A 13,335-nucleotide genomic window follows, 5' to 3' on the forward strand; every position below is an offset into this window, starting at 1 on the left:
CACAGCAGGGCTCCCGAAAGGGCGGACGGAGACGCCGAAAGGCGCCAAGGGCCGGTGACACGTGTCACCTCGCCCCGGCGACCGGGATGTGGGCTGGGTCCGCTACACGTGCGGCGTCACGAGCCTGCGACTGTGGTCACCGAGGGGCGAATGGAAGCTCCAGCCGATGACTCAGACATCAGTGCTCCTCGACTCCCAGGTGGACGGTTCCGCAACAGCTCGAACTCTAGCGACCGAAGATCTACGTGTCCGCCCATTTATTGACGAGCGTCAGCCTGGACGAACGTTCTCCCCAGCGGAGCAACGTACCTTCGATAATGCACATTATGTAAAGTCGACCGGACTGGGGGTTCCCAGCACGCACGGCAAGCCACTCCCCATCCGCAGACGACACCGCCTGCCGTACTAGTGGCGCGTCAGACCAGGCGGGCAGGCGTCCTCGTCCGGTCGGACGAGGCGCGCGTTGACCAGCGGGTTGCGGCGCAGGCCCGCGAGCACGAGCGCGCTGCCGCCGACGTCGGTCCAGGCGTCGTCCCAGAGGGCAGAGACAAGCCACGAGTGATCCGCCGGAAAGAAGAGGTCGGGCAGCGCCCCGTCGCCGCGCAGGTGACCGGTCCGCCAGGTGAGCGCCTGCTCGGGGCCGGCTTCGACAAGCACGTAGGACCAGCCCTCGTAGAGGGACACCCTCGCCGCGCGTGGAAAGACGACGTCGTGGGCGCCGGTGTCGAGATAACCCAGCCACCAGGGCTGCTCGGGAGTGGCCGCGGCGAGGTCGCGGACCACGGCGTGTTCGTGGGCCTCCAGGCTGGCGCCGCCGGGCGGATGGAACGTGGCGTACGCGTCGAAGACCGGCGGGACCGCCGCGGTAACCGAGAGGCCTGGCGTGGTGTGCCCGGCGATCCAGCCGATGTCGCTGGCCGTGCCGATCCGCCAGCTGCGCCCGTCGCTGGTGCGTACGGGTTGCGCGCTGGTGGCCGGGCCGCGTTCGTCGTGACCGTCGGGGACGACGGCTGGCACCGCCGTTGGCTCGCCACGAGCCGGCTCCTCATGCCGCTCCGGGCAGGCCCGCTCGGGCTGGTCGCCGTGCTCGGTGTAGATGATCGGCAGGCGGGGCCGACCGCAGGTGGAGCAGTTCGCGGCAGGCGACGTCACGTCGGCCACGATACGTGCCTCTCGATCACCGCGACCCGCTTCCAGAGCGGTCCGGCCGGTACGTCCACCAGATGGTGTCCGTACTCGTCGTACACCTGCCTGTGCACCAGCGCGAAGGCCAGCGATTCGGCGTAGCTGATCCGGCGTGCGGGTGTGTGTCGGATGAAGCCCAGCGGACTGATCATGAACACCAGCCGCTGGTAGGTCCGCAGCCGCATGATCCGGTCGAGTTCGGCCCGCAGCGCCGGGCCTATCGACCTGCGCTGGTAGCGAGCCAACGCCAGGGTGCACAGCGGTGATCGATCGTGCAGTTGCACCGGCCCACGCCTGTCGGCCGCGACCTGACGGCGGTACTGGAGGGCGGCCACCGCGTCGAGGAACCCGGGCTCGCGCCACGGCTCGGCGCACCCCTGCGCCTGGCGCGCGGCGATGATGTCGGTGGCGGCCTCCCGCACGGTGACGTGGCCCCGATGGCGCAGCGCCTCGACGAGGGTCGTCTTGCCGGCGCCGGGCGCTCCGGTCAGGACGTACCGCCGGGGTTCTGGCATCTTCTCCCCCTCTTGCGCCCCTTTCGGGTAACGCGAAAATGCTGCATAATATCCCTTATGCATGACAAAAAGGACGAATCGCTCGGAGTGCTGATCGAGGAGTTCCTGACCGCCCGGGCGACCCGCAAGCCCTCCCCGCACACCCTGGCGGCCTACCGGCGGGATCTGCACGCGGTGGCCGCGCTGGTCGCCGAGGATGACACCGCTCCCCTCCCCCTCGACGCGCTGTCGATCACCGACCTCTCCCCCCGCGTGCTGCGGGCGGCCTTCGCCCGGTTCGCCGCGCCCCGGGCACCCGCGTCGGTGCACCGCGCCTGGTCCACCTGGAACAGCTTCTTCACGTTCCTGGTCGCCGATCAGGTGGTGGCGGGCAATCCGATGCCTGCGGTCGGGCGACCTCGGGCGCTACTCCCCCAGCCCAAGCCGTTGCGCGGTGCGGACACCCCCGAGGTGCTGCTCGCGTCGGTCGCCCGTGACGACGGCCGGCAGCGTGATCCGTGGCCGGAACGGGACGTGGCGGTGGTGGCGGTGGCGCTGTGCGCGGGGCTGCGTCTGTCGGAGTTGTTGGCGCTGCGGGTCGGCTCGGTGGCGGGTCGGCCGGGTGAGCGGCGCATCGAGGTGGCGGGCAAGGGCGGGCGTCCGCGGGTGGTGCCGATCGAGGCCGATCTGGACCGGGTGGTGGCGGACTACCTGGACAGTCGGCGTCGGCGTTTCGGGTCGCGGTCGGTACGCCCCGACTCGGCGTTGCTTGTGGACCGGCACGGTGAGCCGCTACGCCGTGGTGGTCTGCAGTATCTGGTGGAGTCGTGTTATCGGCGGGCGGGGATCGGTGACCGGGTGCCGCGTGGGGCGCGGTTGCACGCGTTGCGGCACACGTTCGCTACCCGGTTGGCCGAGGACGGGGCGAGCGCGGCGGAGATCATGCGGTTGTTGGGGCACGCGTCGTTGGCGTCGTCGCAGACGTACATCGAGGTGACGGCCGGGCAGCAGCGTGAGGCGGTGCGGGCCAACCGCACCAACCGGGCGTTGGCGGCTCTGACCCCGGGGCGGGAGGCCACCGGTTGACCGGGAGTCAGCCGAGGTCGACCAGCAGGGGGCGGTGGTCGGAGATGGTGGACGGTGGGGCGGTGACGGCTCGTACGGGTGGGAGCTGGGCGAGGGCGTTCCGGTCGGCGAGGATGTGGTCGAGTTGCACGCGGGGCTGCCCGGAGGGGTAGGTGGGTCGGCGGCCCAGGGGTCGCCAGCCGGAGATGAGGCGGGCCGGGCCGGCGGGCAGGTTGAGGTCGCCGAGCAGGACGCGGGGGCCGGGTAGCGCGCGCAGGGCGCGCACGGTCTGGCGGAGTTGGCGGGCGTTCCAGCCGGGCACGAACGACAGGTGGGTCGCGGCGGCGGTGAGGGGGCCGTGTGGGGTGTCGAGGACGGCGGCGAGGACGACGCGGGGTTCGTCGTGCAGCAGGATGAGGCCGCCGCCGGGGCCGGGGACGTAGACCGGTGAGCGGACGGGCGCGGGTGTGAGGCGGGTGATGTGCCAGCTGCGGACGGGGTGGCGGCTGATGAGGCCGATGCCGTAGCAGGGTTCGCCGTGGCCGTCGTCGTCGTGGCGTAGGGGGCGGAACTGTTCGCCGGGGGTGCCGACGACGGCGGCTGCGAAGCGGTGGTGTGGCGCGTCGAGGGCGTGGGCGGCGATGGCGGTGAGGTCGTGGTTGCCGCTGCGGTGTTGGTCGCGGTCGACTTCCTGAAGGGCGAGGACGTCGGCGTCGAGGTCGCGGATGGCGGCGGCGAGTCGGTCGGGGTTGACGAGTCCGTCGGTGAGGGATCGGCCGTGCAGCAGGTTGAAGGTGGCCAGGCGCACTCCTGCACCCTACGTCCCCGTGGCAGGGTTGCCGGGTGGTGAAGGTGCTGCTGTGTTCGATGCTGGTGTTCGTGGCGGTGGGCGGGTTGGGGGTGTGGTTGCGGCGTTCGCGGGGTCGTTGAGGTGAGGCTTGCCACTTGGGGGCGGGTCGGCCCTGGATCGGTGGGGAGAATTGCCGCCCGTGGACGCCGTTTCGTTGAGTACGTTGCTGGTCGCCGCCGCGGCGGCGGGGTGGGTGGACGCCGTGGTCGGCGGTGGTGGGTTGCTGTTGTTGCCGGCGTTGTTGGTGGCGGCGCCGGGGTTGCCGGTGGCCACGGCGCTGGGGACGAACAAGTTGGCGGCGATCTTCGGTACGTCGACGGCGGCGGTGACGTATGCGCGGCGGACGACTGTCGACTGGCGGGTGGTGGGGCCGGCGGCGGGGTTGGCGGTGGTCAGCGCGGGGGTGGGTGCGGCGTTGGCCGGGGCGGTGCCGGCGTCGGCGTACCGGCCTGTGGTGTTGGTGGTGTTGGTGTCGGTGGCGGTGTTCGTGCTGCTGCGGCCGCGTCTGGGGGTGGTGGCCCTACCGGGGCGGCGTACGCCGGTGCGGGTGGTGGTGGCGATCGCGGTGGCCGGGGTGGGCATCGCGCTGTATGACGGGTTGATCGGTCCGGGTACGGGGACGTTCCTGGTGTTGGCGTTCACGACGCTGGTGGGTGCGGATTTCGTGCACGGGTCGGCGATGGCGAAGGTGGTCAACGCGGGGACGAACCTGGGTGCGTTGGTGGTGTTCGCGGTGACCGGGCACGTGTGGTGGTTGCTGGGCGCGGGGATGGCGGTGTGCAACATCGCGGGCGCGGTGCTGGGGGCGCGGATGGCGTTGCGTCGTGGTGCGGGGTTCGTGCGGGTGGTGCTGCTGGTGGTGGTGCTGGCGTTGGTCGCGAAGTTGGGTCACGACCAGTGGGTGGCCCGCTGACGGAGGCGGGCCCGGGGCCTGTGTCAAAAGCCCGCTAGGCGCGGCGGCTGGGTGAGTCGAAGCGGCCGGCGCGGATTTCGCGCAGGGCCCGGCGGCGGGTGTCGCCGCGCAGGGTGTCGACGTAGAGGGTGCCGCGCAGGTGGTCGGTCTCGTGTTGCAGGGCGCGGGCGAGGAATCCGGTGCCGGTGATGGTGAGGGGTTCGCCGTGCTGGTCGACGCCGTGGGCGGTGGCGTGCAGGGCCCGTACGGTCGGGAAGTACAGCCCGGGGATGGACAGGCAGCCTTCCTCGTCGTCCTGGGTTTCGTCGGAGAGTTCCAGGGTGGGGTTGATGAGGTGGCCGCGGTGGCCGTCGGCGTCGTAGACGAACACCTGGGCGCTGACGCCGATCTGGGGTGCGGCGACGCCGGCTCGGCCGGGTTCGCCGAGCAGGGTGTCCATCAGGTCGGTGACCAGGGCGCGCAGGTCGGCGTCGAAGGTGGTGACCGTGTCGCATTCGCTGCGCAGGACGGGGTCGCCGATGATCCGGATGGGCCGCATGGTCATGGGGGTCAGCGTATCGCCGTTGGTGGTGGGGTCAGTGTCCGGCCAGGGTGGCGCGGATGGGTGTGGTTTTCGCCGCGGCTTCGGCGACTTCGGCGTCGGCGTCGCTGTCCCAGGTGATGCCGCCGCCGGCCCAGGTGTGCAGGTGTTGGCCGTCGGCGGCGGCGGTGCGGATGGTGAGGCCGAGGTCGATGTGGCCGTGGGTGACCCAGCCGAGGGCGCCCATGCTGGCGCCTCGGCCGACGGGTTCCGCGGCGGCGATGTGGGTCAGGGCGGCGAGTTTCGGTGCGCCGGTGACGGAGCCGCCGGGGCAGGTGGCGCGGAGCAGGTCGGCGAGGCCGAGGCCGTCGGCGGGGGTGGCGCGGATGGTGGATTCGGCCTGCCAGAGGTCGCACCAGCGGCGGACGGTGAACAGCTCGTCGACGGTGACGGTGCCGGTGCGGGCGATGCGGGCGAGGTCGTTGCGTTCCAGGTCGACGATCATGATGTGTTCGGCGCGTTCTTTGGCGCTGGTGAGGAGTTCGGTGCGGCCGGTGGGGGTGGCGGGGCGGGTGCCCTTGATGGGTCGGGTGATGAGGTGTCCGTCGGTGAGCTCGATGAGGGTTTCCGGGGAGGCGCAGCCGATGGCCCAGGTGTCGCCGGTGAGGACGCCGCCGTAGCGGGCGCCGGGTAGCGCGCCGAGGCGGCGTAGGGCGGGCAGCGGGTCGCCGGTGTAGGGGGCGCTGGCGTGGCCGACGAGGTTGGCCTGGTAGAGGTCGCCGCGGGCGATGGCGGCGCGGACGGCGTCGACGGCGGCGGCGTGTTGGCGGGGTGTCCAGCTTTCGGTCCAGTCGCCGAGCCACCAGGGTGTCGCCACACGGGCGGGGGCACGTCGGGTGGGGCCGTGGTCGTAGATGACGACGGCGAGGTCGGGCAGGGTCGGGGCGGGTTCGGGTGCGCCGGTGGGGGCGTCGGCGAGCAGCGCTCCGGCGGCGGCGGAGAGGTAGAGGGCGGCGCCGCAGGGCCCGGTGTGGTGGTGGCCGGTGGTGGGTCGGGTGAGGTCGCGCAGGTTCAGGCCGTGTGCGGCGAGGAAGTCCTCGGCGAGTGCGGCGGGGTCGCCGCCGTCGGTGCGGTGCCAGTGCAGGCGGGTGCGTTCGACGAGTGTGTCGCGGCATGCGGGGGGTGCGGCGGGCGCATTGACCAGCACCTGTGGGAGCGTTTCCACGACGTATGGTTCGACCTTCCTCATCCGTTCAGTGGATTTCCCGTGTGCCAGGCCGACTCCTGCTCGATGCTGGACACTTTCGCTTGGTACTGTGCGTCACTGGTCATGTGAACCATGACACAGTGCCCCCACAGTCCGGAGAACCCGATGTGCCAGCACCAACCGACCTGCCCCTCCGCTGAAGCTACTGACCGGGAAGCCGCGCGGGTCCTCGCCTGCTTCCGTGAGCAGGGCTGGAGCCTGCTCTGCAACGGTGTCATCGTCTTCGAGGACACCGGCGAGTTGCTCCCCGACGGCAGCAGCATCGCACCGCACCGCGGCCCCGCCCGCCACGCTCTCGTGGCCTGAACGACCACCCAGCGTCACCGTTTAGCCGCCGCCGACCCAGGCTAGTCCCCCGGTACGGGACGTCGCAGCCCAGGTCGCAGCGGCTGCCGGGGCGGCCATACCGCCCGCCCCGGCTCGCCGTTGTCAGTCCTCGAACGCCTCGGGCGACGGGCACGAGCAGACCAGGTTCCGGTCGCCGTACGCGCCGTCGATCCGCCGCACCGGCGGCCAGTACTTCCCGGCCCGGTCCACCCCGGCCGGGTACGCGCCCACCGACCGCGGGTACGGGTGCGGCCACTCGTCACCGCTGACCATCGCCGCGGTGTGCGGCGCGTTGGCCAGGGGGTTGTCCCCCGCCGGCCACTGCCCCGACGCGACCTGCTCGATCTCCGCCCGGATCGCGATCATGGCGTCGCAGAACCGGTCCAGCTCGGCCAGGTCCTCACTCTCGGTCGGTTCCACCATCAGCGTCCCGGCGACGGGGAACGACATCGTGGGCGCGTGGAAGCCGTAGTCGATGAGCCGCTTCGCCACGTCGTCGACGCTCACCCCTGTCGTCTTCGTCAACGGCCGCAGGTCGAGGATGCACTCGTGCGCGACCAGGCCCTTGTTGCCGGCGTACAGCACCGGGTAGTGCCCGCGCAGGCGCGCCGCCACGTAGTTCGCGGCGAGGACCGCCACGCCGGTCGCCCGGGTCAGGCCCTCGGTGCCCATCATCCGCAGGTACGCCCACGGGATCGGCAGGATGCCCGCCGACCCGTACTTCGCCGCCGAGATCGCCGGCGTCGCGTCGGCGTGCGCGCCGAGCGGGTCACCGGGCAGGAACGGCGCGAGGTGGGCGCGGACCGCCACCGGGCCGACGCCGGGGCCGCCGCCGCCGTGCGGGATGCAGAACGTCTTGTGCAGGTTCAGGTGTGACACGTCCGCGCCGAACTTGCCGGGCTTGGCGTACCCGACGAGGGCGTTGAGGTTCGCGCCGTCGACGTACACCTGACCGCCGGCGTCGTGGACCTTCGCGCACAGCGACGCGATGCCCGTCTCGTACACGCCGTGCGTCGACGGGTACGTCACCATGATCCCGGCGAGCGCGTCGCGGTGCTTGTCGATCTTCGCGTCCAGGTCGACGAGGTCGACGTTGCCGTTGTCGTCGCAGGCCACCACGACGACCCGCATGCCGGCCATCACCGCCGACGCGGCGTTCGTGCCGTGCGCCGACGACGGGATGAGGCACACGTCGCGGTGCGTCTCACCCCGCGACGCGTGGTAGGAGCGGATGGCCAGCAGGCCCGCCAGCTCACCCTGGGAGCCGGCGTTGGGTTGCACGCTCACCGCGTCGTAGCCGGTCACCTCGGCCAGCCACGACTCCAACTGCCCGATCATGTCCCGGTACCCGGCGGTCTGCGTGTCTGGCGCGAACGGGTGGATGTTCGCGAACTCCGCCCAGCTGACCGGCTCCATCTCCGTGGTGGCGTTCAGCTTCATCGTGCACGACCCGAGCGGGATCATGCCCCGGTCCAGGGCGTAGTCGAAGTCCGACAGCCGCCGCAGGTAGCGCAGCATGGCCGTCTCGGAGTGGTGGCTGCGGAACACCGGGTGGGTGAGGACGTCACTCGTGCGGGTCAGGTCGACGGGCAGGGCCGGGTCGCCGTCGCCGTCGAACGCCTGCACTCCGAACGCCTCCCACACCGCCGCCAGGTGCGCGTCGGTGGTGGTCTCGTCGCAGGACATCCCCACCCGGTCGGCGTCGACCAGCCGCAGGTTCACGCCCCGTTCGGCGGCGGCCTCCACGACCTGCGCCGCCCGGCCTGGCACGCGCGCGGTGACGGTGTCGAAGAACGCGACGTCCGCGACGTCGACGCCACCGGCGCGCAGCCCGGCCGCGAGCCGCGCCGCCATGGCGTGGGTACGCGTCGCGATCTCCCGCAGCCCGTCCGGGCCGTGGTAGACGGCGTACATGCCGGCCATCACCGCGAGGAGCACCTGCGCGGTGCAGATGTTGCTCGTCGCCTTCTCCCGGCGGATGTGCTGCTCGCGGGTCTGCAACGCCAGCCGGTACGCCGGGTTGCCGTCGGCGTCGCGGGACACCCCGACGAGGCGGCCGGGCAGCATCCGCTCCAGACCGGAGCGCACCGCCAGGTAGCCGGCGTGCGGCCCACCGAAGCCCATGGGTACGCCGAAACGTTGGGTGGTGCCGGCGGCGATGTCCGCGCCGATCTCCCCCGGCGCGCGCAGCAGCGTCAACGCCAGCAGGTCCGCCGCGACGGTGACGAGGGCACCGACGGCGTGCGCCGCCTCGACCGGGCGCGCGTGGTCACGGACCGCCCCGGACGCCCCCGGGTACTGCAGGTGCAGGCCGAAGAACTCCGCCGGCAGCTCGTCGCGCTGCACGTCGACGACCCGCACGTCGATGCCGAGCGGCTCGGCCCGGCTGGTGATCACCGCGATGGTCTGCGGCAGGGCGTCGGCGTCGACGACGTACACCCGGCTCTTGCTCTTGGACGCGCGGCGGGCGAGGGTCATCGCCTCCGCGGCGGCGGTGCCCTCGTCGAGCATCGACGCGTTCGCGGTGGCCAGGCCGGTCAGGTCGGTGACCATCGTCTGGAAGTTCAGCAGCGCCTCGAGGCGGCCCTGGCTGATCTCCGGCTGGTACGGGGTGTACGCCGTGTACCAGGCGGGGTCTTCGAGGACGTTGCGGCGGATCACCGCCGGGGTGTGCGTGCCGTGGTAGCCCAGACCGATCATCGACACGGCGACCGTGTTACGCGCCGCGAGGGCCCGCAGCTCGGCGATCGCCTCGGCCTCGGTGGCCGGATCGGGCAGGTCGAGGGTGCCGTGCCAGCGGATCACCTCGGGGATCGCGGCGTCCATCAGCTCGTCGATCGAGTCGTGCCCGACGGCCTCCAGCATGCGGCGCTCGTCGTCCGCTCCGGGACCGATGTGACGGGTGGCGAATTGCTCTACGGACATCAGGGGTGCTCCCGGGCGAGGTCGACGGATCGGCCTCCCCCTCTGTCGCGCCCGCACAGCGCTCCACAGTGCCTGCCCACGAGGTCCTTTTGCCTGAGAGGTTCCGGGGAGGATTTGCCCCTTCGGCGCCGCCCCTGCTGCTGTCGGGCGGTCTCTCCCACGTGGGTGCTACCGGCATGGTCAACGCTACCAGCGCCGGTGTTTCCGGCAGATGTCCTACCCCTGTGACGTCACACGCCGGCCGGCGCGGCCAGCGGCGCGGCCCCGCCGGCCACCCGGTCGGCGAGCACCGGCAGCACCGCCCCGAGCGGCGCGTCGACGCACACCGTGGCGTACCCGTCACCCCGGGTCGGCCCCTGGTTGACGATCGCCACCGCAATGCCCCGTTTCGCCGCGCGGATCACGAACCGGCGCCCCGACATGACAGTCAACGACGACCCGAGCACCACCACCGCGCGTGCCTGCTCCACAAGCGCGAAACACCGCGCCACCCGCTGCGGCGGCACCGTCTCGCCGAAGAACACCACGTCCGGTTTCAGCATGCCCGTCCCGCAGATCCCGCAGTCCACCGGCCGGAACCCGGCCACCTGCTCGTCAGGGAGATCCACATCACCGTCCGGGTTGACCGCGGCGGCGCGGGCCACGAAGTCCGGGTTGGCCTCGCGCAGCCGCCGGTCCACCTCCTCCCGGGAGGTCAGGTTCCCGCAGTCCAGGCACACCACCTCGTCGAGGCGGCCGTGCAACTCGACCACCCGGTCGCTGCCGGCGGCGCCGTGCAACCCGTCGACGTTCTGCGTGATCACCGCGTCGACCAGGCCGGCGCGTTGCAGCCGCGCCACCGCCCGGTGCCCGTCGTTCGGCGCCGCCCGCGCGATCAGCCGCCACCCCAGGTGGCTGCGCGCCCAGTACCGCCGCCGCGCCAGGGGATCGCGGGTGAACGCCTGGTAGGTCATCGGCGTGTGCCGGCGGGCCACACCGCTGGGCCCCCGATAGTCCGGGATGCCCGATTCGGTGGACAGGCCCGCCCCGCTGAGCACCACCACGCCACCACCGGCCACCAGCGAGGTCAACGCCTCCAGGCTGTTCGTCACCCCTCCATGCTGCCTCAGCGCACCCGCCGACGCCGAACACCCGGGCAGCGGTCACCCGCCGCCGTTCACACCGCGACGACGTCGGCGACGACGCACGCGATGTTGTCCGGCGCCCCCGCGGCCCGCGCCGCGGCGACAAGGTCCCGCACCGCGTCCCGCGGATCGGCCGCCGCGCTCATGGTCGCGGCCAGGGCGGCCCGGTCGACGACAGCCCACAGCCCGTCGGAGCACAGCAGGTACCGGTCACCGGGCAGCGCCGTGCGCAACGCCAGGTCGGCCTCGACCTGCTGACCGCCGCCGAGCGCGCGCACCAGCAGCGCCCGCTGCGGGTGTGCGCCCGCCTCGTCACGGTCGAGGCGCCCCTGATCCACCTGGGCCTGCACCCAGGTGTGGTCCTGCGTCAGCAGGGACAGCTCACCGTCGCGCAGCAGGTACGCCCGGGTGTCACCGACGTGCACCAACGCCAGTTGGGTGCCGCTGCGCAGCAGCGCGGTAAGTGTCGTCGCCGGCCGGTGCTCGCCGGTCGCCAGCCCCCGCACGATCGTGTCGGCGTCGGTCATCGCCCCGGCCACCATCGTCAACAGCTCGACGGCCGGCACGGCGGTGAGCTCCAACGGCCGCAGCGCGTCGATCGCGGCGGCGCTGGCGGCAGCGCCACCCGGCCCCCGCATGCCGTCGGCGACGGCGAGCAACCGCCCGCTGGCGTACGCGGCGTCCTCGTTGCTGTCGCGCACGGCCCCCGTCTCACAGGCGGCGGCGCAGCGGACGGCAACCGTGGGACTGGTCTGCGACATGGTGGTGCCCCCTTCGGACAGGTGATCCACGAGGATGGCGGCGAGCCGCGCCCGCGCCGACGTGTCGTCGGTGACCCGCCGCCAGTACGCGGCGACCGCCTCGGCCGCCGCCGCGGGCTCCAGGGCGCACACGACGCGGATCGTCGCCAGGGGCATGCCGATGCGACGCAGGTGGGCCACCAACCGGGCCAGCGGCACCTGCGCCGGGTCGTAGAGCCGGTAGCCGGACTCGGGATCGACAGCCGCCGGCAGCAGGAGCCCCACCTCGTCGTACAGGCGCAACGCCTTCGGCGTCAGCCTCGCCGCGTGCGCGAACGCCCCGATGGTCAACAGCTCCACGTCGGCATCCTCCTCGCGCCGGTCACCCCGACCGGCAGGCACCAGGCTGAGGGTTGCCCCACGGTCAAGGTCAAGGCCGCCGTTCCCGGTAGGTTGGGTGTATGCGCGTCGTCATCGCCGGAGGCCACGGCAAGATCGCCCTGCTGCTGGAGCGGCACCTCGCCGACCGCGGCGACACCGCCGTCGGGCTGATCCGCAACCCCGACCAGGCCGACGCCCTGCGCGCCGCCGGCGCCACACCCGTCGTCTGCGACCTGGAACACGTCGACGTCGACGAGGTCGCCGCCCATCTGCGCGACGCCGACGCGGTGATCTTCGCCGCCGGGGCCGGCCCCGGCAGCGGCGCCGCCCGCAAGGACACCGTCGACCGGGCCGCCGCCGCGCTGCTCGCCGACGCCGCCACCCGGGCCGGCGTCCACCGCTACCTGCTGGTCTCCTCCATGGGCGTGGACAACCCACCCGCCGCCGGCACCGACGACGTGTGGGCCGCCTACCTGCGCGCCAAACGCGCCGCCGAGGACGACCTACGCGCCCGCGACCTGACCTGGACGGTGCTGCGACCCGGCCGGCTCACCGACGACGAACCCACCGGGCAGGTCACTCTCACCCGACACGCCGGCCGCGGCGCCATCAGCCGCGCCGACGTCGCAGTGGTCCTCGCGGCCCTGCTCGACGAACCCGCCACCGCCGGCGCGACCCTGGAACTCGTGGGCGGACCGACACCCATCGCCGAGGCGATCCGCGCCGCCGCTCGCTGAGGCGTACCCCGCCGCCCTGCGGCCTTCCTCCCGCCCGGCGCTGGGGAGCGCCGGGCGGCTTCACGTGCGTGGGCGCGGTCGCCGCCCCGACGTTGACACCACGAACCCTCCCTGTCAGACTTTTCTGACACCGGGTGTCAGAGAAATCTGACACCCGCTCGGAGGAGGGACTTTCTGGATGAGCGGCACCCCGCCGACCGGCGACGAGTTGGTGCCGCTGCTGGCCGCGCTGGCCAACCCGCACCGGCTGCGGATCCTTGCCGCCCTGGTGCAGGGACGCACCTACGTCAGCGAACTGGCACGACGCCTGCACATGAACCGGCCGCTGCTCTACATGCACCTGCAGAAGTTGGAGGCAGCCGGTCTGGTGACAGGCGAACTGGTGACAGCACCCGACGGCAGCTCGGTGAAGTACGTCCAGGCCGTGCCGTTCACCGTGGCCCTGGACCTGGACGCGATCGCGCTTGCCGCGCAGACCCTGACCGGCCCGGTGCCGGCCGTAGAACGGGAGTGAGCAATGACCCCTCAGGTGGCCTCAGACATGGCGCAGACCTCCACCATCGCCTCGACCGTGGTCGTGGTGACGGTGATCGCCATCGCCGCCTTCGTCGCGATCGGCCTCTACCGCGCCCGGCACGGGGCGGCCCGTGAGACAGGCTATCGGGTGCTCGCCGAGCGCAGCGCCGACAGCGCCCACGCCGTGGCGGACGAACTCAAGGGCGTGCGCGACGAACTCGGCGAAGTCCGGCAACGGTTGGCCGCACTGGAAAAGCTCCTGAGTCAGATCGGTTGACGTGCCGAGCCGGG

14 protein-coding genes and 1 riboswitch are annotated in these 13,335 nt (G+C 72.4%); of the genes, 6 read left to right on the top strand and 8 right to left on the bottom strand.

All coding sequences use genetic code 11. The features are described 5' to 3' along the window. Positions 1 to 405: 405 nt before the first annotated feature. Both ACLQ26_RS16375 and ACLQ26_RS16380 read right to left on the bottom strand, forming a co-directional pair. The gene (locus ACLQ26_RS16375; protein WP_425745232.1) at positions 406 to 1,152 is read right to left on the bottom strand and encodes a hypothetical protein; all 747 of its coding nucleotides are present in this window, start codon (positions 1,150 to 1,152) and stop codon (positions 406 to 408) included. Then, positions 1,149 to 1,700: an AAA family ATPase gene (locus ACLQ26_RS16380; protein WP_425745233.1), complete on the bottom strand. Its 552-nt coding sequence runs from the start codon at positions 1,698 to 1,700 to the stop codon at positions 1,149 to 1,151. The genes ACLQ26_RS16375 and ACLQ26_RS16380 overlap by 4 nt, the downstream gene beginning before the upstream one ends. A 57-nt stretch (positions 1,701 to 1,757) precedes the next feature. On the opposite strand from ACLQ26_RS16380, the gene ACLQ26_RS16385 reads away from it, so the two are divergent. Further along, entirely contained in the window at positions 1,758 to 2,765 is a 1,008-nt protein-coding gene (locus ACLQ26_RS16385) for a tyrosine-type recombinase/integrase (protein ID WP_425745234.1), read from the top strand. Positions 2,766 to 2,772: 7 nt separating this feature from the next. On the opposite strand, the gene ACLQ26_RS16390 is transcribed toward ACLQ26_RS16385, so the two are convergent. After that, a complete protein-coding gene (locus tag ACLQ26_RS16390) occupies positions 2,773 to 3,552 on the bottom strand; it encodes an endonuclease/exonuclease/phosphatase family protein (RefSeq protein WP_425745235.1) in 780 nt (259 codons plus the stop codon). 181 nt (positions 3,553 to 3,733) lie between these two features. Between ACLQ26_RS16390 and ACLQ26_RS16395 the strand changes: the two genes are divergently transcribed. Continuing rightward, on the top strand, positions 3,734 to 4,507 hold the full coding sequence (locus ACLQ26_RS16395; protein WP_425745236.1) for a sulfite exporter TauE/SafE family protein: 774 nt from the start codon (positions 3,734 to 3,736) through the stop codon (positions 4,505 to 4,507). A gap of 34 nt (positions 4,508 to 4,541) precedes the next feature. Here ACLQ26_RS16395 and def read toward each other — a convergent pair whose 3' ends face one another. Both def and ACLQ26_RS16405 read right to left on the bottom strand, forming a co-directional pair. Beyond that, positions 4,542 to 5,051: a peptide deformylase gene (gene def / locus ACLQ26_RS16400; RefSeq protein WP_425745237.1), complete on the bottom strand. Its 510-nt coding sequence runs from the start codon at positions 5,049 to 5,051 to the stop codon at positions 4,542 to 4,544. A 31-nt stretch (positions 5,052 to 5,082) separates the two neighbouring features. Continuing rightward, positions 5,083 to 6,303, bottom strand: a complete 1,221-nt coding sequence (locus ACLQ26_RS16405) for a chorismate-binding protein (RefSeq protein ID WP_425745498.1) — start codon at positions 6,301 to 6,303, stop codon at positions 5,083 to 5,085. A gap of 96 nt (positions 6,304 to 6,399) precedes the next feature. Between ACLQ26_RS16405 and ACLQ26_RS16410 the strand changes: the two genes are divergently transcribed. Further along, the gene (locus ACLQ26_RS16410) at positions 6,400 to 6,600 is read left to right on the top strand and encodes a DUF5999 family protein (protein WP_007460326.1); all 201 of its coding nucleotides are present in this window, start codon (positions 6,400 to 6,402) and stop codon (positions 6,598 to 6,600) included. Between the two features lie 123 nt (positions 6,601 to 6,723). On the opposite strand, the gene gcvP is transcribed toward ACLQ26_RS16410, so the two are convergent. From gcvP to ACLQ26_RS16425, 3 genes are all read right to left on the bottom strand, one after another. After that, positions 6,724 to 9,546, bottom strand: a complete 2,823-nt coding sequence (gene gcvP, locus ACLQ26_RS16415; RefSeq protein WP_425745238.1) for an aminomethyl-transferring glycine dehydrogenase — start codon at positions 9,544 to 9,546, stop codon at positions 6,724 to 6,726. 71 nt (positions 9,547 to 9,617) lie between these two features. Next, positions 9,618 to 9,716: riboswitch (glycine riboswitch) on the bottom strand. A 60-nt stretch (positions 9,717 to 9,776) separates the two neighbouring features. After that, positions 9,777 to 10,637, bottom strand: a complete 861-nt coding sequence (locus ACLQ26_RS16420) for an NAD-dependent protein deacetylase (RefSeq protein ID WP_425745239.1) — start codon at positions 10,635 to 10,637, stop codon at positions 9,777 to 9,779. A 65-nt stretch (positions 10,638 to 10,702) separates the two neighbouring features. Further along, positions 10,703 to 11,770, bottom strand: a complete 1,068-nt coding sequence (locus ACLQ26_RS16425) for a MerR family transcriptional regulator (protein ID WP_425745499.1) — start codon at positions 11,768 to 11,770, stop codon at positions 10,703 to 10,705. 101 nt (positions 11,771 to 11,871) lie between these two features. Between ACLQ26_RS16425 and ACLQ26_RS16430 the strand changes: the two genes are divergently transcribed. From ACLQ26_RS16430 to ACLQ26_RS16440, 3 genes are all read left to right on the top strand, one after another. After that, positions 11,872 to 12,528 (top strand): NAD(P)H-binding protein, encoded by a 657-nt coding sequence (locus tag ACLQ26_RS16430; protein ID WP_425745240.1) that lies wholly within the window; start codon positions 11,872 to 11,874, stop codon positions 12,526 to 12,528. Between the two features lie 178 nt (positions 12,529 to 12,706). Further along, positions 12,707 to 13,042 (top strand): ArsR/SmtB family transcription factor, encoded by a 336-nt coding sequence (locus ACLQ26_RS16435; RefSeq protein WP_425745241.1) that lies wholly within the window; start codon positions 12,707 to 12,709, stop codon positions 13,040 to 13,042. A gap of 27 nt (positions 13,043 to 13,069) precedes the next feature. Next, positions 13,070 to 13,321 carry a hypothetical protein gene (locus tag ACLQ26_RS16440; RefSeq protein WP_425745242.1) on the top strand — a complete coding sequence of 84 codons (252 nt, stop codon included), beginning with the start codon at positions 13,070 to 13,072 and terminating at the stop codon, positions 13,319 to 13,321. The last annotated feature ends 14 nt before the right edge of the window (positions 13,322 to 13,335 follow it).

This window comes from Micromonospora sp. DT43 (assembly GCF_049841645.1).
GTDB lineage: Bacteria > Actinomycetota > Actinomycetes > Mycobacteriales > Micromonosporaceae > Micromonospora.